18 protein-coding genes are annotated in these 18,193 nt (G+C 67.2%); 6 read left to right on the forward strand and 12 right to left on the reverse strand.

Annotated features, from left to right (window positions below):
* The 3 genes from JZ792_RS12240 to JZ792_RS12250 all read right to left on the reverse strand — a co-directional run.
* Positions 1–573 (reverse strand): TetR/AcrR family transcriptional regulator (locus tag JZ792_RS12240; RefSeq protein ID WP_308165269.1); only part of this gene is annotated, 573 nt, incomplete at its 3' end.
* An 83-nt stretch (positions 574–656) separates the two neighbouring features.
* Positions 657–1,892, reverse strand: coding sequence for a cytochrome P450 (locus tag JZ792_RS12245; RefSeq protein WP_308165270.1), 1,236 nt, complete (start codon positions 1,890–1,892; stop codon positions 657–659).
* 46 nt (positions 1,893–1,938) lie between these two features.
* A complete protein-coding gene (locus JZ792_RS12250; protein WP_216910098.1) occupies positions 1,939–2,133 on the reverse strand; it encodes a ferredoxin in 195 nt (64 codons plus the stop codon).
* 350 nt (positions 2,134–2,483) lie between these two features.
* Here JZ792_RS12250 and JZ792_RS12255 point away from each other — a divergent pair, with 350 nt between their 5' ends.
* Complete coding sequence (locus JZ792_RS12255; protein ID WP_216910100.1) at positions 2,484–4,376, forward strand: MFS transporter; 1,893 nt, start codon at positions 2,484–2,486, stop codon at positions 4,374–4,376.
* Positions 4,373–4,921 (forward strand): TetR/AcrR family transcriptional regulator, encoded by a 549-nt coding sequence (locus tag JZ792_RS12260; protein WP_216910102.1) that lies wholly within the window; start codon positions 4,373–4,375, stop codon positions 4,919–4,921. The genes JZ792_RS12255 and JZ792_RS12260 overlap by 4 nt, the downstream gene beginning before the upstream one ends.
* 251 nt (positions 4,922–5,172) lie before the next feature.
* On the opposite strand, the gene JZ792_RS12265 is transcribed toward JZ792_RS12260, so the two are convergent.
* Positions 5,173–5,496 carry a hypothetical protein gene (locus JZ792_RS12265; protein ID WP_216910104.1) on the reverse strand — a complete coding sequence of 108 codons (324 nt, stop codon included), beginning with the start codon at positions 5,494–5,496 and terminating at the stop codon, positions 5,173–5,175.
* A 185-nt stretch (positions 5,497–5,681) separates the two neighbouring features.
* Here JZ792_RS12265 and JZ792_RS12270 point away from each other — a divergent pair, with 185 nt between their 5' ends.
* Positions 5,682–6,002: a hypothetical protein gene (locus JZ792_RS12270; RefSeq protein WP_216910106.1), complete on the forward strand. Its 321-nt coding sequence runs from the start codon at positions 5,682–5,684 to the stop codon at positions 6,000–6,002.
* Positions 6,003–6,265: 263 nt separating this feature from the next.
* Here the strand turns inward: JZ792_RS12270 and JZ792_RS12275 are convergent, their stop codons facing one another.
* Positions 6,266–6,601, reverse strand: a complete 336-nt coding sequence (locus tag JZ792_RS12275; protein ID WP_216910108.1) for a hypothetical protein — start codon at positions 6,599–6,601, stop codon at positions 6,266–6,268.
* A gap of 439 nt (positions 6,602–7,040) precedes the next feature.
* On the opposite strand from JZ792_RS12275, the gene JZ792_RS12280 reads away from it, so the two are divergent.
* Positions 7,041–7,778 carry a sulfite exporter TauE/SafE family protein gene (locus JZ792_RS12280; protein WP_216910263.1) on the forward strand — a complete coding sequence of 246 codons (738 nt, stop codon included), beginning with the start codon at positions 7,041–7,043 and terminating at the stop codon, positions 7,776–7,778.
* Positions 7,779–7,848: 70 nt separating this feature from the next.
* Here the strand turns inward: JZ792_RS12280 and JZ792_RS12285 are convergent, their stop codons facing one another.
* On the reverse strand, positions 7,849–8,946 hold the full coding sequence (locus tag JZ792_RS12285; protein ID WP_216910110.1) for an NAD(P)H-dependent amine dehydrogenase family protein: 1,098 nt from the start codon (positions 8,944–8,946) through the stop codon (positions 7,849–7,851).
* Between the two features lie 111 nt (positions 8,947–9,057).
* Here JZ792_RS12285 and JZ792_RS12290 point away from each other — a divergent pair, with 111 nt between their 5' ends.
* Together JZ792_RS12290 and JZ792_RS12295 are read left to right on the forward strand one after the other, a co-directional pair.
* Complete coding sequence (locus JZ792_RS12290; RefSeq protein WP_216910112.1) at positions 9,058–9,792, forward strand: glucose 1-dehydrogenase; 735 nt, start codon at positions 9,058–9,060, stop codon at positions 9,790–9,792.
* Positions 9,793–9,947: 155 nt separating this feature from the next.
* Entirely contained in the window at positions 9,948–10,865 is a 918-nt protein-coding gene (locus tag JZ792_RS12295; protein ID WP_308165271.1) for a DAPG hydrolase family protein, read from the forward strand.
* A gap of 9 nt (positions 10,866–10,874) precedes the next feature.
* Here the strand turns inward: JZ792_RS12295 and JZ792_RS12300 are convergent, their stop codons facing one another.
* The 6 genes from JZ792_RS12300 to JZ792_RS12325 all read right to left on the reverse strand — a co-directional run bounded on the left by JZ792_RS12300 (position 10,875) and on the right by JZ792_RS12325 (position 18,157).
* On the reverse strand, positions 10,875–11,972 hold the full coding sequence (locus tag JZ792_RS12300) for a mechanosensitive ion channel family protein (protein WP_216910114.1): 1,098 nt from the start codon (positions 11,970–11,972) through the stop codon (positions 10,875–10,877).
* A gap of 213 nt (positions 11,973–12,185) precedes the next feature.
* Positions 12,186–13,232 (reverse strand): aldo/keto reductase, encoded by a 1,047-nt coding sequence (locus JZ792_RS12305; protein WP_216910116.1) that lies wholly within the window; start codon positions 13,230–13,232, stop codon positions 12,186–12,188.
* Complete coding sequence (locus tag JZ792_RS12310; RefSeq protein ID WP_216910118.1) at positions 13,229–14,272, reverse strand: aldo/keto reductase; 1,044 nt, start codon at positions 14,270–14,272, stop codon at positions 13,229–13,231. Before JZ792_RS12310 ends, JZ792_RS12305 begins: the two co-directional genes overlap by 4 nt.
* Positions 14,273–14,283: 11 nt before the next feature.
* The gene (locus tag JZ792_RS12315; protein WP_216910120.1) at positions 14,284–15,627 is read right to left on the reverse strand and encodes an NtaA/DmoA family FMN-dependent monooxygenase; all 1,344 of its coding nucleotides are present in this window, start codon (positions 15,625–15,627) and stop codon (positions 14,284–14,286) included.
* Positions 15,627–16,967 (reverse strand): LLM class flavin-dependent oxidoreductase, encoded by a 1,341-nt coding sequence (locus JZ792_RS12320; RefSeq protein WP_216910122.1) that lies wholly within the window; start codon positions 16,965–16,967, stop codon positions 15,627–15,629. The genes JZ792_RS12315 and JZ792_RS12320 overlap by 1 nt, the downstream gene beginning before the upstream one ends.
* Entirely contained in the window at positions 16,964–18,157 is a 1,194-nt protein-coding gene (locus tag JZ792_RS12325) for an acyl-CoA dehydrogenase family protein (RefSeq protein WP_216910124.1), read from the reverse strand. Before JZ792_RS12325 ends, JZ792_RS12320 begins: the two co-directional genes overlap by 4 nt.
* Positions 18,158–18,193 lie beyond the last annotated feature (36 nt).

Consider the following 18,193-nt stretch of genomic DNA (forward strand, 5'->3'; position numbering starts at 1 on the left):
GGTATGCACGATCAACAACCGCGCCATGGCATTACGCTCCCGCTGCAACTCCGGCGACAAATCCGGCAGACAGCCGTGCAGTCCGGAAACGATGCACTGAATCGTCTTGGATGACAGGGACTCGTCAGCCAACAACACCCGGTACGCCGGGTCGGACACCAATTGCGCGCTGAATCGCGCATACCAGCTCACTCCGCCCAACCCGGCCAAATGGTCGGTCACCGGACGCACCAGACACGCCACCCAATCACGCGGGTCCGAGGATCCCCGGGCCCGGCCCAACATCTCCCGACACAACAGCTCTGTATTCGCATGATGCTTACGCACTATCGCCCGCACCAACTCGGCCTTCGAACCGAAGTGATATCCCACCGCCGCGTTGTTCCCCTGCCCCGCGGCCTCGCTCACCTGACGATTGGACACGGCTCCCACCCCGCGCTCGGCGAACAACTGTTCCGCAGCCGACAGAATGGCTTCCCGCGTCGACCCCGCCCGCTCGGCACGAACCGACCTACCCACCCGCGCTCCCTTCGCCGCGACCACGGCCGCCGCCGGCAGCTCGATGTGATCCACACAAATACTGTCATTTGTTCAAGTCAAGTGGTTGACTCAAAAGTCCGAACCGCTACGTGCGACTTCGGACGACGTCGCACGTGTTACCAGGTCACGGGTAGTTCATACACTCCGTAGGCCAGACGATCATGCTTGAACTCGACCTTGTCGAACGGAATCGCCAGACGTAGCGTGGGAATCCGCCGTACCAGGGTGCGGAACACGATCTGCAATTCGACCCTGGCCAGCTGCTGTCCCACACACTGATGCGGACCGAAGCCGAAGCCGAGATGATGTGACGCGGGTCTGGTGAGGTCGAGCTTTTCCGGTGTCTCCCAGGCCTTCTCGTCCCAGTTGCCCAGAGACAGATCGAAGATCAGCCCCTCGCCCGCACGGATCGTCTCACCGGCGATCTCGATATCGCCGACCGCGACGCGCCGCTGGCCGTTCTGGATGATGCCCAGATAGCGCAGCAACTCCTCGACCGCGTTCGCCACCACCTTGGGATCCTCGGTATCGCGCAGCAGCGCGAACTGCTCGGGATTCTCCAGCAGCGCCAAAGTACCCAGGGAGATCATGTTGGCGCTCGTCTCGTGCCCGGCGATCAATACGCCGGTGCCGAGCTGCGCGCCCTCCAGGATCGTGATCTCCCCCGAGCGGACCCGCTCGGCGATATCGCTGACCACATCCTCGCCCGGCTCGTCCAGCTTCAGATTGATCAGATCGATCAGATACTTCGCCAATCCGGCGCGACCCGCAGCGGCCTGCTCCGGCGTCGCGAAACGATCCACGTTGACCACCGCGTGCTTCTGGAAGAACTCGTGATCACCGTAGGGAACCCCGAGCATCTCGCTGATCATCATCGTCGGCACCGGCAATGCCAGCCCCTCGACCAGATCGGCGGGCTTCGGTCCGGCGAGGATCCGATCGATGTGCTCATCGGTGATCTGCTGGATCACCGGCCGCAGCGCGTCGACCCGTTTGAAGGTGAACGGCTTGGTCAGCATCCTGCGGAACCGACTGTGTTCCTCACCGTCGGTGGTGAACAGCGACTTCGGCCTGCTGTCCTTGATCGCGCGCATCCCCGCGTTCCAATCCGGGAATCCTTCGACATGATGATCGACGCTGACCTTCGGATCCGACATCAGAGCCTTGAACTCGGCGTAGCCGGTCACCAGCCAGGGCGTACTACCATCCCAGATCCGAACACGATTGAGCGGCTTGACCTTTCCCAATTCCATCGCCTCCGGCGGCGGCGCGAAGGGGCACGCACCGGACCGGAGCATCGGATACTCGGGTATCTCGGCGACGGCGGAGGTGTCGATCAACGCTTCGGACACTGTTCACTCCTGAGTACTCGGCTGCGGTGACACCGCAGAACTCGATTCATTCCTCGATGTGGATGGCCATGGCGGGACAGACCGCCGCTGCTTGGCGGATATCCTCGGCGAGTTCCTGCGGCGGGGCTTCATCGAGGAGCACGACGATGCCGTCCTCGTCTCGCTGGTCGAACACGTCGCCCGCGTGCATGACACAGTGGCCGGCCCCGACACATTTGACCTGATCGACGGTGATCTTCATCGGAGTCTCCCTTTCTGAACACGCTGGATCGGGCGGATTCGAGTCCGCTTCAGCGCGCGTCCGCGCGGCTCACTACGCCGATTCCCGTGACGACCCCTCCGGAAATCAGGTCGTTCATTCGTTCAGTTAACTACCGCGCAATCTTTAAGTCAACTGATTGACTTAACCCGCCGACCGACGAGCAGCCTCTCGGACGCGATCGAGCCGGCTCTCCGACAGGTTTCAGCCACCTCGGGGGTGAACGGACGTTCACCTCGATGGTATGAATGAGGCCATCCCTGTGAACCGGAGGCCTCGTGCACAGTCCTGTCAAATCGCCGCCGAGTCGCGCCCTGACGATCGTGCTGTGCATGTCGGGCGTGGTGGTTGCCCTACAGCACACTCTGGTCGTTCCCCTGCTCGGCGAATTCCCCGGGATCCTGAACGTCGACTACGCCAGCGCCTCGTGGCTCGTCACTGTGACGCTGCTGACCGCCGCCGTGGCCACGCCGATCCTGTCGCGGTTGGCCGACATGTTCGGCAAACGACTGATGATGCTGGTCTCCCTCGCCACGATCGTCGCCGGATCGGCGGTCGCCGCGATCGGCGGAACGTTCCTGACGGTCCTGGTCGGGCGCGGACTTCAGGGGCTGGCCTCGGCGCTGGTGCCCATCGGCATCGCGATCCTGCGCGACGAACTACCCAAAGCCCGCGTCGCCGGCGCGACCGCCATCATGAGCGCGACATTGGGAGTCGGTGCGGCACTGGGACTTCCGCTGCCGGGGATACTCTACGAGCACCTGGGCTGGCAGTCGATCTTCTGGCTGTCGGCGGCGGCAGCGGCGGTACTGTTCGTCGCGGTACTGCTGGTGGTCCCCGAATCCGCGGTCCGCAACCCGGGACGATTCGACTTCGGCGGGGCGGTATTGCTGTCGATCGCACTGGTCGCCATGCTGCTGGCCATCTCCAAAGGCAGCACCTGGGGGTGGACCAGCCCACCGACCCTGATCACGGCGGTGATCGCGATCCTCGCCTTCGCGGCCTGGTTCCCGTTCGAACTCCGCGTCGGACAACCGATGGTCGACCTACGCACCTCCGCCCGCAGACCGGTGCTGCTGACCAATATCTGCGGCCTGCTCTGTGGCATCTCGATGTATGCCAACATGCTGACCACCACCCAGCAGTTGGCGGTGACCACCGCCACCGGATACGGCTTCGGCCTCTCGGTACTGACGGCGGGGCTGTGCATGATGCCCGCCGGACTGATGATGGTCGCCTTCGCACCGGTCTCGGCGCGAATGATCCAACGCATCGGCGCCAAACACACTCTGATCGCCGGCACCGCCCTACTCGGGTTCGCCTACCTGCTGCGGATACTGCTCACCGGGTCGGTTCCGCTGATCGTGCTCGGCTCCATGCTCGTCACCGTCGGCACCGCGATCGCCTACTCCGCCATGCCGATGCTCATCATGGGCTCGGTCCCGATCACCGAAACCGCCTCGGCCAACGGGCTCAACACCCTCATGCGATCGATCGGCACCTCCATCTCGAGCGCCCTCATCTCCGCACTGCTGACCACCGTCACCATCACTGTCGCCGACCGGCAATACCCGTCGCTGACCGCCTTCCAGCTCATCTTCGCCTTCGCCGCGACCGCCGCCCTGGCGACCTTGGCCGTCGCGTCGTTCATCCCACGCATCGACACCGCCGACACCACGACCGACGACCAACAACCACCCGACGAACTGGTGGTCACCGGCGTCGTTCACCGCGCGGGCGGACAACCGATCCGCCACGCGGTCATCACCGTGCTCGACACCGCAGGCGAACCGGTCGACTGGAGCCGCGCCGATCACACCGGCGAATTCACCGTCGTACTCCCCGCACCCGGCCCCTACCTGATGATCACCAGCGCCGACGGATGGGCACCGCGCTCACAGGTGGTCGACTTCACCACCGACGCCGAACGCCACCACGTGCTGCTCACCGAACAACTGAGTCTGCACGGCCACGTCACCGTCGGCGCCGACCCCTGCACGGGCGCAGTGGTCAGCCTGGTCAAGACCACCGGCGAATACGTCGCCGCCACCGTCACCGCCGAAGACGGCAGCTACGAACTCGCCCAACCTCCCAGCGGTCGCTACCTGGTCACCGCGCTCGGCGCCGACCGTCGCACCGCCACCCGCCACGTCGTCGTCCTGACCCGTCCCTCCGTGGTCGACTTCGATCTCGCACACGATCCACAACCGGTCGGCGCCCGATGAGCGAAACCTCCACCCGTGAAACCGTCGTCGCCGCCGCGCGTGAACTGTTCGCCCGCCGCGGCTACACCGCGACCACCATCAAGGACATCGCCGCCGCGGCAGGCTGCTCCCCCGCACTGGTCATGAAACTGACCGGAAGCAAAGCCGAACTCTTCGCCGCCGCCGACCCGTCGGCAGCCGGACTGGAAGAACCACCGCCCGCCGAAGAACCGATCGGCATGCAACTGGTACGTCGCATCGTCGACCGACGCGACAACGACGAACCAGAGCCGTGGGCCATGGCTCCCCTGCTCATCCACGAATCCGCCGACCCCGCACCTGCCCGCACCGCCACCCGCAACCGCTACCTCGACGCCATCGCCCACCGCATCGACGACACCACCGAACACCGCGTCCGGGCCCAACTCGTCATCCTCGAACTCCTCGGCCTCGCCGCCGGACTACGCCACCTCGGTCTGCTCGGCCCCGAAACCATCGATCCCGAAACCCTCATCACCCGCTACGGAGCAGCCGTGCAAGCCATCATCGACAACCAGCCGCGGTAGACGGAAAGCGCACGACGCCCCGAGTCCTGGCCGACAGCGACAACATGGAACGTCCGGTCCGCTCGTGGGCGGTGCCGAAGGTCGTCACCGTGCTGAACAACGTCAGCTCGACACCGTGGTGGGAAGGAACTGGCCCGGCGCGGCTTCGCGGCGTACTTTCCGGGCGACGCCGAGACCACGAACTACCTGCACGAGTTGGCCGGCAGCACCGAGCCCGGCCGTTGACGAGCAGGTGGAGGAGTTGCCGTAGATCAGCTGAATGCGATCGATCTCCTCTGTCGGACGGCAACACCGACACTCTCACCAGGGCTGCCGATACACGGAATCGGCTCGGCAGCACCCATCAGAACACAACTGCCGAGGGCACGATCACTGTCTCGATCGTCCACTTCGAGGATGCGGTTTTCGATGACGTCGCGCAGGTTCGCGAGAACTTGTAGGCCGTCGGGACGTCCCCGGGCGGATTGCTTGCGGTGGACCTCATCCAGCACGGCGATGACGGTTGCCGCGCGACAAACCTGGGCCGGACAACCGACGAAAGCGTCCTTCACTCCGCCGTCACGGCTGCCGATCACCCTCGTGAACGGCGTTTATCGCTTTTTCGCACGATGTCCGATCCGCATCGCGGCTCCACGCGAATCACCGCTGACCACGCACCAACCACAAAGGGGTGGAGATCGATGGTCGACTATCGCTGGATCGCCGCACACTCGCTCCGGACTCGGCGCGCACACCGGCTTCGGGACTGCCGGTAGTTGTGATGAACGCCGTGATTCCCGACAGCGACGTGTTGCCGATCGGCGGTGACCGCGACTACGGCGACCTGGGCGGCTGGGCCTACTCGTGGCTTTTCTCCATCGCGGAGGTGCTGAGCGCGGCGAGCGAATCCGTCCCGGCCGAGTGGGGCTTCTGTCCGGCACCGGCGTTGGAATCGGCTCACTCGCTCGAAGAATACGCCCGAGCCACCGACGATGACCCCCAGGTGTCGGCCGTGATCGATGCCTACCACACCCACGGTGTCCACTCGATACGTGAAATCGGTTCCACGCTCTATGAATTCATCCAGAACTGGAGATACTGATCGACCTCGCCCGACCTCGGATCAACAGCGTTGGTCTATGTCGGCTCCTTACGGTGCGCCGCAGACCTCCGCGTCGTTGGAACCTCCCGCCTTCTATTCCGGAGGCGGCCCCGGACCGATTCGGAAGGGTGGTCGGTCCGGAGTGTTTCCGAACGGTGGTGGGCGGCTCGCCCGTCACGGCTGCGACTGCATCTGAAGCGAATCGGGGCGGCAAAAGCATCCTCTACCAGTGATTTCCATGCCGCCGCCCCCGAATCGCCCGTTCAGGACAGGACGCCGACCGATACCGCCGTCGGTCCGGTGAGCGGGCCTTCGATGACGATGATCATCGTCGAGTGCTGGTCGGCGGCGGCCTGTCCGGCCAGGCGGGTGAGGGTGTGGCCGAGGCTGGTCTTCGCCTCGGGGGTGAAGGTCGGTGGCAGTTGGCCGAGGATGCCGCCGATATTTCCGACCGAGAGGGCGGAGGCTTCGGCGGGGGTCAGGATCACGGTGGTGCTCGTCGGCGAGTCGATCAGGACGGCGGCCTGGGCGGCCGGAGCGGCGGCGACCGCACAGGCTGTCGCGGCACAGGCAAGCAGAGCGGTGTGTACCCGAATCATCGGGAATCTCCTCAGGTCAGGTGCGTTCGGCAGGTGCCCGCGCGATAGAGGGACGTCACCGGCCGTGCCGAGGGAGTTCGAACATTCGACGGCAGGGACGATCACGGAACCGGATCAGCGCGGTCGATCCGCACCCCGCGCGGAACTGTCCGCGTTCATCCGTGCGCGCGCGACAGCGGAAGACGGCCGTGCGCGGGGAAACGAGGCGGCGAGCGGGACGCTCATCTACCCATTCGGCGCCGTCGACGGCGAGGATCGATCGACTGCGTCACACCGCGCGATCCGCGTGCATGACCGATCGCCGCGCACTCGAACGGCCGAGGGCGGCCCTCCGGTTACCCGCCCGTATAGTTCCCAGCGCAGGAGGCCCCGCCACTCGGTGATCCCGAGGTGCGGGGCCTTCGCCGTGATCCGCCCATCGAACACCGGAGAATCCGCGTTGACTGTGCTCACCTTCCTTCTGGTCGTCGTCGCGGGATTCTTCGCGGGCCTGGTCGGGTACGTCACCGGAATCGCCTCGCTCATCTCCTATCCGGCGTTGCTGGCCGCGGGCCTGCCGCCGGTGGCCGCCAATGTCACCAATACCGTGGCGATGGTGGCGGTCGGGGTCGGCTCCACCGCGAATTCGGGTGCGGCGCTGGCCAAGGACGGCCGCAAACTCGTGCTCTGGGCAGCCTGTTCGGCGACGGGCGGGATCGCGGGTGCGGCGTTGTTGCTGCTCACCCCGGCCGACGCGTTCGAGATCGCGGTGCCGTTCCTACTCGCGGCGGCGTCGGTGAGCCTGCTGCTGCAACCCAAGCTGCGCGAACTGGCGGGCGATCGGGAGTTCCCGCGCCTGTATCCGCTGGGCATGATGGCGATCGCGGTGTACGGCGGCTATTTCGGCGCGGGCGTCGGTGTGATGTTCCTGGCGCTGATCCTGGTCTGCACGTCCGAGCACATCTGGCGGGCCAGCATTCTGAAGAGTTATCTGACGGTGGTCGCCAACCTCGTCGCGGCGATCGGCTTCGCGCTCTTCGGTCCGGTGCACTGGCTCGCGGCCGCCGCGATGGCGATCGGCGCGTTCGCGGGCGGATGGTGCGGACCGCCGGTGGTCAAGGTGCTGCCGCCGACTGTCGTGCGGGTGGCGGTGGCGATCTGCGGGGTCGGCTTGGCCGCCTATCTGGCGCTGACCTGATCGGGCCGCCGTCATCCACCGCATGGACGACGGCGGCCGCGGTGCGCGGGCGCGCCCGAAGCGCGACCGGCTATCCGACCGGTTGGGACGCGGCGGGCACGGTGAACACCCCTTTTCCGGTGATGAACGGCAGGTCGAGGGTGGTGCGGATACCGGGGGCCGCGGCCACGACGGCGGGCACCGCGTTGACGATCCGTCCCGCCGCGGCCACGATCGCCGCGTGATTGTGGTCGCCCACCAGGCTGGTCGGGCAGATGTCGACCCCGTAGGACGGTTCGCCGGTGATCTCGACCCGGTACGAGCCACCGGGCTGCGCGGGGCGCGGCCAGTCGGGGCACAGGTCGTCGCGCAGGCGGGTGACGTGCTCGATGACGATCGCCGGATGTCCGCCGACCAGTCCGATCACCTCGAAACGCAGCGCCGCGACCCCACCGCGCGGGACGGTGCCGACCGCGATGTCGAACGGCTCGTCGGCGGGCACCCGCTCGTAGGTTTCGGTGATCTCGTCGATCATGATGCCGAGACCGGCCGCCAACTGCCTGATCGCGGGCCCCCACGCGATACTCAGCACGCCGGGCTGCAACAGCATCGGCACCTCGTCGAGCGATTTGCCGAAACCCATCACGTCGAACATGACGGTCGACCCGTCGTAGGTGGCGTAGTCGGCGATTTCCATACACCGCACCTGTTCGATGCGCTGGCAGGTGCTCGCGAAGGCGAGCGGGATCAGATCGTTGGCGAAGCCCGGGTCGACCCCGGTGATGAACAGGCTCGCGTTCCCCTGCGCCGCCGCCTCTTCGATACCGGCGAGGTATTTCTTCGGCAGCACACCCCACGGATACTGGAGCAGTCCCGGCGCGGAACCGACGACATTCACCCCTGCGGCGAGGATCCGGCGGCAGTCTTCGATGGCCTCGTGCAACCGGGTGTCGCCCATCGCGCAGTACACGACGCAGTCGGGTCGCGTGGCGAGCACCTCGTCCAGATCGCCGACCGCGACGATGCCGGTGTCGGTGTCGAGTCCGGCGAGTTCGGCGGCGTCCTTGCCCACCTTGTGCTCGGTCGACACGCACACCCCGGTCAATTCGAGTTCCGGGTGCGTGAGAATTCCGGCCAACGCCAACCTGCCGACATTGCCGGTGCCGACGTGCGCTACTCGGACAGACATTCGGGAGCTCCTCCTGGAAAGTTCCGACGAATCGGCGGACGGTTCCGCAGATCCCATTGTTCCGGACAAGTGTCTGGAACACGTTCCAGTTCGTATGCTAGCGTGAGGTTCATGGGACGTGTAGATGGCAAAGTCGCAATCATCAGCGGTGGTTCGCAGGGAATGGGCGCGGCGCACGCGCGCCTGCTCGTGGCGGAGGGAGCGCGCGTCGTCATCGGCGACATCCTCGACGACGAAGGCAAAGCGCTGGCCGAATCCCTGGGCGAGGCCGCGCGCTACGTCCACCTCGACGTCACCGAGCCCGACGACTGGACCGCCGCCGTCGAGGAGGCGGTGCGCGAATTCGGCAAGGTCGACGTCCTGGTGAACAACGCGGGCATCATCAACGGCGGCGCGCTGCAACGTTTCGACCTGAACAAGTGGCGCAAGATCCTCGATGTGAACCTCACCGGCACATTCCTCGGTATCCGCGCGGTCGTCGAACCGATGATCACGGCGGGCGGCGGTTCGATCATCAACGTCTCCTCCATCGAGGGTCTGCGCGGCGCGCCGTGGGCGCACGGCTACGTGGCCTCGAAGTGGGGTGTGCGCGGGCTGGCGAAATCGGCCGCGCTGGAACTCGCGCCGCACAAGATCCGGGTGAACTCACTGCATCCGGGGCTGATCCGCACCCCCATGACGGCGAATATCCCCGACGACCTGGTGACGATCCCGCTCGGCCGCCCCGCCGAACCGGAGGAGGTCTCCACCTTCGTCCTGTTCCTCGCCAGTGACGAATCCTCCTACTCCACCGGCTCGGAATTCATCGTGGACGGCGGCCTGGTCACGGCCGTTCCGCACAAATAGTCCCGGGCGCCACGGCAGACCCGCCCGGTAGCACGACTGCCGGGCGGACGTCGTGCCAGTGACATGTCTCCGAGAAGTGCGGCGCCACGGACGGTCCCGTTGTGAACTGTTGGTAACTCCTGTCGTCGTCCGCCCGGCCTGGCTAATCTCGTCGGGTGGCGAGACAGCGGTACCTGACACGCAGAGTGACACTTTCCCTCGGAGCCGCCGTGGCGGGCGCGATGGTCACCGGCGTCGGCGCGGCGAATGCCGAACCCGATTCACCGAATACCAGATATCGCGGCTACTCCGAGCACGATCGCACCCGGCCGTACGCGAAATACATGGCCGACCGCACCGCGCGCGAACCCGCGCCGGTATCGGCCGCCTACGCCGGGCCGCCGACGGCCGCCGCCGACATCCCCGACTTCTCGGCGCTGCGCGCCGATCTCGCCGCGACCGGATCGTCGCCGATCGAAACCGGGTACGGGCACACGGCTTCCGGCCAGGCATGGGTCGCGGTGCGCACCGAGATGCCCCGTGTCACCGCCGCCATGTGGGACTGGTGGTTCGGCTGGCATTCCTCGGAATCGGCGCGCTACAAACTGTGGCATCCCGACGCGCACCTGTACGCGGCCATCGCCGCCGACCGCACCGCGGCACCGCTGCCGGACCGCGAACGATACGTCGGCAACATCTCCTACGTCGACGAGTACATCGGCCCAAAACTGCAACAGCTTGCCATCGCGTTCCAGGACCCGATCGTGCACGGATTCGACGTCCCCGAAGGACAGACCGTCGTCTTCGGCCGGGTCGGCAGCAGTGTCGCCCCGCTGGACGTCGGCTGGCTGGCCCACCAGGTCAGGCCGGTCGCAGGCGGATGCGAGATGCGCAGTCGCTTCTACCTCAATATGTGGAGTCTGCGGGTCCCGGACCTGGCCAGGGCCGCCGACGCCGTCGGCCGCGGCCCCTCGGTCGATCCGAGGGATATCGCGGCCGATCTGGACGCGGCGCGGGATCTGCTGCTGCACTGCGGTCAGGAGATGAACCACCTCGCAGGGTTCCTGCCCGAGCTCTACCGCGAGTTCCGGTAGCGCCGCACGTCATTCGTCGGATTCACCACCGGAACCGTTGGCGCTCATCGCCATCCGGTAGTCGCCGTCGGACGGTCCGGCCAGTGCGGTCGGAATCTTGGGCAGCGCCTGCGGATGGGTGCGCCCGAGCCAGCCGAGCAGTTCCTCGCGGACGGCGCAGCGCAGATCCCACACGTCGTCGGCGTCGGCGGCCGACATGGTGGCCCGCACGACGATATTCGTCGGCGTGCTGTCGGTGACGACAAGACCCCAGGAACGGCCGTCCCATTCCCGGCGTTCACGCAGGTACTCGTGCAGGTGTTCGCGTAACAGCGTGATCGGCGTGCTGTGGTCGAGATGCAGGTAGACGGTGCCGGTGATCTGCGCGCCGCCGCGTGACCAGTTCTCGTACGGTTTGCTGTTGAAGTAGGAGACCGGCATGGTCAGTCGGCGGTCGTCCCAGATCCGCACCGTGAGGAAGGCCAGGGTGATCTCCTCGACCACACCCCATTCGCCCTCGACCACCACGGTGTCACCGATCTTGACCGAATCGCCGAAGGCGATCTGCAACCCGGCCATGAGATTGCTCAGCGTCGACTGGGCCGCGACACCGGCGATGATGCCGATGACACCCGCCGAGGCCAGCATCGAGGTGCCCAGCGCCCGCATACTGGGGATCAGCAGCAGAATCGCCACCGCCACCGTCGTGACCACCAGCACCGAGGTGACGATGCGACGCACCAGACCGAGCTGGGTGCGCAATTGCCGCACGCGCGAGATCTCGCTGGTCCGTTGGGAATAGCGGCGCAGCATATTCTCCGCCACCGCGTCCGCGGCGCGGATCGCCAGCCAGGCCACGGCGATGATCGTCACCGCGGCGAGCATTTTCCTGATGAAGGTGTCCTGGTGCGGGTCCAGGTGCGCCAGCGGATAGGTCGCCTGCAACGCCAGCGTTCCCAGCAGCAGTTGCAGGGGCAACTGGAGTCTTCGCAGCAGCAGCAGCGGCAGGTGGGTATCGGGATGACGGCGTGCGCCCAGGCGCAGCAGTCGGTCGATCAACAGGCCCGCGATCACGGTGACCGCGACGGTTCCCGCCACGACGATGAGTGGCCGTAGTACTTCCTCCAAGAGTTCGAACTCCTCCCGTGGTCACCGCCGCGCCGCGATACGCGGCCGTGACCACTCGTCGTCGACTCGCAACAGGCAGTCGCTTACCCACTCGCGACCGGGATCTACGGCACCGGCGATGTGGCGAATGCCACCCTGTCACGGGGTTTCGCCTCGGGATCGTCGTCCGCGCAGGTCAGCGTGGATGACGGCCGCCGCCACCGCTGCGGGGAACTATCGCGCCGGGACCACCGACCTGCGCAGGGCGGGTTCGGCGAGGGCGCGGGGAATCGCACCGGTATCGCGTTCGCTGAAGATCGTGCCCGGCGCGACGATTTCGTCGATGCGGTCGAGCACGTCCGCTCCGAGGGTCACCTCGGCGGCGCGCAGGTAGGCGTCGAGGTGCTCCCCGGTGCGCGGGCCGATGATGGCGGCGGTGACGTCACGGTGGGCGAGCACGAAGCCGACGGACAGGTCGATCAGCGACAGCCCCGACTGTTCGGCGAGTTCCGCGAGCGCGTCGGCGGCGGCGAGTTTGGTGGCGTTGTTCGGTGAGTCGATGTCGAAACGTCCCGGGATCAGGTCGGTCCGGTGCGAATGCGGCTGCTGCGCGCCGATCCGGTATTTCCCGGACAGCCAGCCCGCGGCCAGCGGACCGTAGGTGATCACGCCGAGTCCGTATTTGCGCGCGACGGGCAGGGTTTCGCGTTCGATACCGCGTACCAGCGGCGAATACGGAACCTGTTCGGTCGCGGGACGATTCAGTTTCCGTCGGTCGGCGACCCACTGCGCTTCGACGAGTTCGGCGGGCGAGAAGGCCGAGGTGCCGTAGTAGCGGATCTTGCCCGCGCGCACCAGATCGTCCAGCGCGCCGACGGTTTCCTCGATCGCGGTCACCGATTCGGGCCGGTGCACCTGGTAGAGGTCGAGATGATCGGTGTCGAGTCGGCGCAGCGAATCCTCCACGGCGCGCGCGATCCAGCGCCGGGAGTTGCCCCGGTGGGTCGGATCATCGTCGACGGCATTGTGGAATTTGCTGGCCAGGATCACGGTGTCGCGACGACCGCGCAGCGCCTTGCCGACGATCACCTCCGACTCCCCGCGCGAATAGGTGTCGGCGGTATCGATGGCATTGATCCCGGCGTCGAGCGCGCGATGGATCAGGGCTACGGATTCCTCGTGGGTGGTGCTGCCGCGCGTGCCGAAATTCATGGCGCCCAGCACGTAAGGGCTGATCCGCACACCGGTGCGGCCGAGCGGACGAAGGTCGGACAGGCTCATCGGAGAACTCCTGCGGGGTCGCGGCGGCGGGTGGCGGCATCGGTGAGCGAAGGCGGCAGATAGCCCTCGTCCGCGGGGCTGATCGTCACCCCGGGCGCGACGATCTGATCGATGCGATCGAGGATCTCGGCATCCAGGCGCACGTCGACCGCCCCGAGTTGGGTTTCCAGGTGGTCGAGGGTGCGCGGGCCGATGATGACGGTGCTCACCGCGGGATGCTGGAGGACGAAGGCCAGCGCGAGGTGGACCAGCGTCAGACCCGCGTCGTCGGCGAGTTTGGCCAGTTCCTCGGCGGCGGCCCGTTTGCGCTGGTTGGCGGCCAGTTCCGGATCGTGACGGTGCGGCTGGCGGTCGATCCGGCTGGATTCGGTCGCGGTCTCCCCCGCCCGGTATCTCCCGGACAGCCACCCGCCCGCGAGCGGACTCCAGGTCAGGACCCCGAGGCCGTACTGTTGCGCGATCGGCAGGGTGGCCCGCTCCGCGCCCCTGGCGAGAATCGAATACGGCGGCTGTTCGGTGACCGGCCGGTTCAGGTTGCGATCCTGGGCGACCCACTGCGCCTCGACCAGTTGGTGCGGTTCGAAGGTGGTGGTGCCGTAGTAGCGGATCTTGCCCGCGGCGACGAGGTCGTCGAGTGCGCGCAAGGTCTCCTCGATCGGCACCTCGGGGTCGGGTCGGTGCACCTGGTAGAGGTCCAGGTGATCGGTGCCGAGACGGCGCAGGCTGTCTTCCACCGCGCGCACGATCCAGCGCCGAGAATTACCCCTGGTATTGGGATCGGTCCCGATCTGGCCGTGGAATTTACTGGCCAGCACCACTTCCGAGCGGCGACCGGCCAGCGCCTTGCCGACGATCTCCTCGTTCTCACCCTGGGAGTACACGTCGGCGGTGTCGACCACGTTGATCCCCGCGTCGAGTGCCCGGTGGATGATCCGCGCGGCGTCGTCGTGGTCGCGGTTGGCCCAGGCGCCGAAATTCATGGCGCCCAGGGTGAGCGGGCTGACCAGGACTCCGGTCCGGCCCAGATAGCGATGTGTCATCGTCGGATCCGTCACTTTCTCGTCGTGGAAACTGTCTCGCGGGCAAACGAATTCGCCGGTTCGGGCAGACCGAGGTGGCCGCGCAGGGTCTCGTGCTCGTACTCGTGACGGAACAGCCCGCGACGGCGCAGCTCCGGGACCACCTGGTCGACGAAATCCTCCAGGTGCGAGGGCAGCACCGCGGGAATGATCGTGAAGCCGTCGATCCCGGCGTTGCGGAACCACAATTCGATGTGGTCGGCCACCGATTTCGGGGTTCCCGCCACCACCCGGTGCCCGCCGAGGAATTCGGTCAGCAGGCGCCGCACCGGATAGCCGGTCTCGGTGGCGTACCTGGTCAGCGAGGTGAAGAAACCCTGCGGACCGATTCGTCCCTCGGGCAGGACGGTCAGCCGCTGTGGCAGCGGCGCGTCCAGATCGATCTCGGCGTCCGGGTAGCCGAGCCAGGCGGCCAGTTCCCGAACCGGCGAACTGTCGGGGTGCAGCCTGCCCTGGAGTTCGTCGAAGCGGTCGCGAGCTTCGGCCTCGGTCGCGCCGAGTACCGGGATCAGGCCGGGCAGGATTCGGATGGCCTCACCGTCGCGACCGGAATAGGTGGCCGTCGCGCGGATCTCCTCGGTGAATTCCCGTGCGGCGGACAGACTCAGCTGGGTCGTGTAGATCACCTCGGCGTGCGCGGTCGCGAAGGCCCTGCCCTGCGGTGAGGCGCCGGCCTGCACGAGGACGGGTCTGCCCTGCGGCGACCGGGTGACGTTCAACGGCCCCGCCACCGAATAGAATTCACCGCGGTGGCGCACCGCGTGCACCCGTTCGGGATCGGCGAACCGGCCGGACTCCTGGTCGCCGATGATCGCGTCGGCTTCCCAGCTGTCCCAGAGCTTTCCGGTGAGTTCGACGTATTCGGCGGCACGCTGGTAGCGCTCGTCGCGTTCGGGCAGCTGACGAATCCCGAAGTTGCGCGCGGCATTCGGCTCGAAGGTGGTGACCACGTTCCATCCGGCCCGCCCGCCCGTCGCGTGATCGAGCGAGAGGATACGGCGCGCGAGGTTGTAGGGCAGGTTCAGCGAGGTGGTCGCGGTGGGGACGAGTCCGATCCGCTCGGTCGAGACCGACAGCGCGGCCGCGAGCAGGATCGGGTCGAGGGTGGCTGCGGGCGCCCGGGCGATGCCGGGTTGCTGGACCGGGATATCGGGGAAGAGCAGCCCGTCGAGTGCGCCGCGCTCGGCGATCTCGGCGACACGCCGGTAGTGGTCGAGCCGGATGAAGGCGTCGGCGGGCAGTCCCGGTTCCAGCCATGCGGCCCGGTGATATCCGGCGCTGCCGATATTGACGAAGAACCGTAGTCGTCGGCTCATCACGCGGCTCCCTCGTGCTCGCGCGCGACATGTTCCGGGGTGCGAAGCCCGAGATGGTCGCGCAGGGTGGTTCCGGAGTACTCGGTGCGGAAGACGCCGCGCCGACGCAGGATCGGCACGACACCGTCGACGAAATCGTCGAAGCCGCCGGGCAGGACATCGGGCATCAGGTTGAATCCGTCGGCGATGCCCTTGTCGACCCAGTCGATGATGGCGTCGGCGATCTGTTCGGGTGTGCCGGTGACGATGCGGTGTCCGGCCCCGCCGCCGAGTCGGCGCAGCAATTGCCGCACGGTCAGGTTCTCGCGGCGCGCGAGGCCGAGCGCGATCTTGTAGAAGGTCTGCGATCCGCCCGCCTCGTCGGGATCGGCGAGCAGCTGCCACGGCAGTGGCGAGTCCAGCGCGAGGGCGTCCTGCTCGACGCCGAGTTGGCTCGCCAGCCGGGCCAGCGCGTATTCCGGCGGCACCAGTTCCGCGAGCAATTCGCGACGTTCGGCGGCCTGCGCCTCGGTCGCGCCGATCACCGTGGACAGTCCCGGCAGGATGACCACGTCCTCCGCACGCCGTCCCAGCGCCACCGCGCGTGACTTGATGTCGCGGTAGTACTCGTCGGCCTCGTCCTCGGTCTGAGCCGCGGTGAAGATCACCTCGCCGACCCGTGCCGCCAGCGCGCGCCCGTCCTTGGACGCGCCCGCCTGTACCACCACCGGCTCACCCTGGGGTGAACGCGGCACATTGAGCGCGCCCTCGACATCGAAACGGGCGCCGTGGTGCGCGGCCGGATGGATCTTGTCCGGATCGGCGAAGCGGTGATTCGCCTTGTCGCCGAGCAGGGCGTCGGGTTCCCAACTGTTCCAGAGCTTCCGGACGACCTCGACGAATTCGGCCGCGCGCTCGTAGCGGGCGGCGTGTTCGGGTTCGGCGTCGTAGCCGAAATTGGCCGCGGCCTCGGTGCCCGCGGTCGTCACCACATTCCAGCCCGAACGTCCGCCGCTGAGCTGATCGAGCGAAGCGAATCGACGGGCGACATCGTAGGGGTGGTTGTAACTCGACGACAGTGTCGCGATCAGCCCGACCCGGCTGGTGGCCGCGGCCACCGCGGCCAGCACCACCGAGGGTTCCAGGCTGTTGAAGGGCCGGTAGCGCAGGTCTTCGCGGATCGCGGGACCGTCGGCGAGGAAGACGGCGTCGAAGGTCGCCTCCTCGGCGCGCCTGGCGATGCGCACGTAGTGGTCGAGGGTGAAACTCGCGACCGGGTCGGTGCCCGGGAAGCGCCACGACCCGCCGAAGACACCGGCGTTGAGGATATTGACGTTCAGATGGACCTGCCGTCGGGTCATACCTGTTTCTCCTGGGGGGCACGGCCCGCCGCGATCGCGGCGCGACCGAGGTTCGCCAGCACGAAATCGCTCTGCGGGGTGTGGATTCGGCCGACCATGGCGTCGCGGTGGTGCCGTTCCAGCGGATACCGCCGATCGAGGCCGGGGTTGCCGGTCAGGTCGAGCGCGGATTCGGTGACGCGGATGGCGGTGGTGGTGGCGACGTGTTTGGCCAGCCCCGGCAGCGGACCGTCGGGGTCGGCGCTCAGCGCGGCGACGCCTTGGCGCAGCAGCGCGCGGCTGGTCTGGATCCACGCCTCGATCTCGCCGACCCGATCGTGATAGCGCGGCACCGTCGCCAGCGACGCGCCCAGCGCGGTGGGCACCCTGGTGTGCAGGTAGCGGACCAGCCAGTCCCGCGCGGCGACCGCGACGCCGTTGTAGTTCGCGGCCAGCAGCAGCGGCAGTGCCTGCCGTCCCGGCCTGCGTGGTTTCCCGGCGCCGTCGGCCGGATCGCGCAGTTCCACCAGACGCGCCTGCGGCACCACGGTGCCCTCGAACACCACCGACTGGGTGTCGGAGGCGCGCAGTCCGAGGTGGTCCCAGGTCTTCTCGATTCGCCAGTTCGTGGCGGAGCGGTCGAGCAGGAAGGTGGCGATCCGAGGCCTCGGTTCCGCGGTCGTCGTCGTGACCGTGAACCAGCTCAGCCCTGAAATGCCGGTGGCATAGGCTTTTTCGCCGTCGATACGCCAGTCGCCGGAGGCCAGTCTGGTGGCGGTCGTCGCGGGCAGACCGCCGCGCGAGAGGCTGCCGAGTTCGCGTTCGACCGCGAGGCCGTTGATCAGCGCGCCGGACTCGGCCGCCGAGCGGAACACCTGTTCCTTCAGTTCGGCGGGCCACGGGTTGTCGGCGCGCGCCAGGCCGAGGTGGTTGGTGTAGTTCCATTGCAGGATCAGTCCGACCGACGGGTCGGCGGCGCCGATCCTCTCGATCACCTCGACGGCTTCGGCGATCCCCGCTCCCCTACCGCCGAATTCGGTCGGCACGACCAGGGCGGGCGCGCCGATCTCGGTCAGGGCGCGGAAGGCCGCGAACGGGAACGCCCCGGTGCGGTCGTGTTCCTCCGCGCGTTCGGCGATCACCGCCAGCGCCGCGGTGAACGCGGCGTCGTCGAGTCCGTGCGCGGTCCGCTCGGTTACCACGGCTGTCATCGGCGGTTCGCCTTCCTGTCGGTGTCGTGTCGGGTA

Origin of the sequence: Nocardia noduli, assembly GCF_019038455.1 — a bacterium.
Lineage (GTDB): Bacteria > Actinomycetota > Actinomycetes > Mycobacteriales > Mycobacteriaceae > Nocardia > Nocardia noduli.

What these genes read in the sequence shown, in the direction of transcription:
- JZ792_RS12250 (WP_216910098.1), bottom strand. Translation starts at nt 2,133, where the DNA reads ATGAAGATCACCGTCGATCAGGTCAAATGTGTCGGGGCCGGCCACTGT.
- JZ792_RS12255 (WP_216910100.1), top strand. Translation starts at nt 2,484, where the DNA reads ATGTCGGGCGTGGTGGTTGCCCTACAGCACACTCTGGTCGTTCCCCTG.
- JZ792_RS12260 (WP_216910102.1), top strand. Translation starts at nt 4,373, where the DNA reads ATGAGCGAAACCTCCACCCGTGAAACCGTCGTCGCCGCCGCGCGTGAA.
- JZ792_RS12270 (WP_216910106.1), top strand. Translation starts at nt 5,682, where the DNA reads ATGAACGCCGTGATTCCCGACAGCGACGTGTTGCCGATCGGCGGTGAC.
- JZ792_RS12275 (WP_216910108.1), bottom strand. Translation starts at nt 6,601, where the DNA reads ATGATTCGGGTACACACCGCTCTGCTTGCCTGTGCCGCGACAGCCTGT.
- JZ792_RS12285 (WP_216910110.1), bottom strand. Translation starts at nt 8,946, where the DNA reads ATGTCTGTCCGAGTAGCGCACGTCGGCACCGGCAATGTCGGCAGGTTG.
- JZ792_RS12290 (WP_216910112.1), top strand. Translation starts at nt 9,058, where the DNA reads ATGGGACGTGTAGATGGCAAAGTCGCAATCATCAGCGGTGGTTCGCAG.
- JZ792_RS12305 (WP_216910116.1), bottom strand. Translation starts at nt 13,232, where the DNA reads ATGAGCCTGTCCGACCTTCGTCCGCTCGGCCGCACCGGTGTGCGGATC.
- JZ792_RS12310 (WP_216910118.1), bottom strand. Translation starts at nt 14,272, where the DNA reads ATGACACATCGCTATCTGGGCCGGACCGGAGTCCTGGTCAGCCCGCTC.
- JZ792_RS12315 (WP_216910120.1), bottom strand. Translation starts at nt 15,627, where the DNA reads ATGAGCCGACGACTACGGTTCTTCGTCAATATCGGCAGCGCCGGATAT.
- JZ792_RS12320 (WP_216910122.1), bottom strand. Translation starts at nt 16,967, where the DNA reads ATGACCCGACGGCAGGTCCATCTGAACGTCAATATCCTCAACGCCGGT.
- JZ792_RS12325 (WP_216910124.1), bottom strand. Translation starts at nt 18,157, where the DNA reads ATGACAGCCGTGGTAACCGAGCGGACCGCGCACGGACTCGACGACGCC.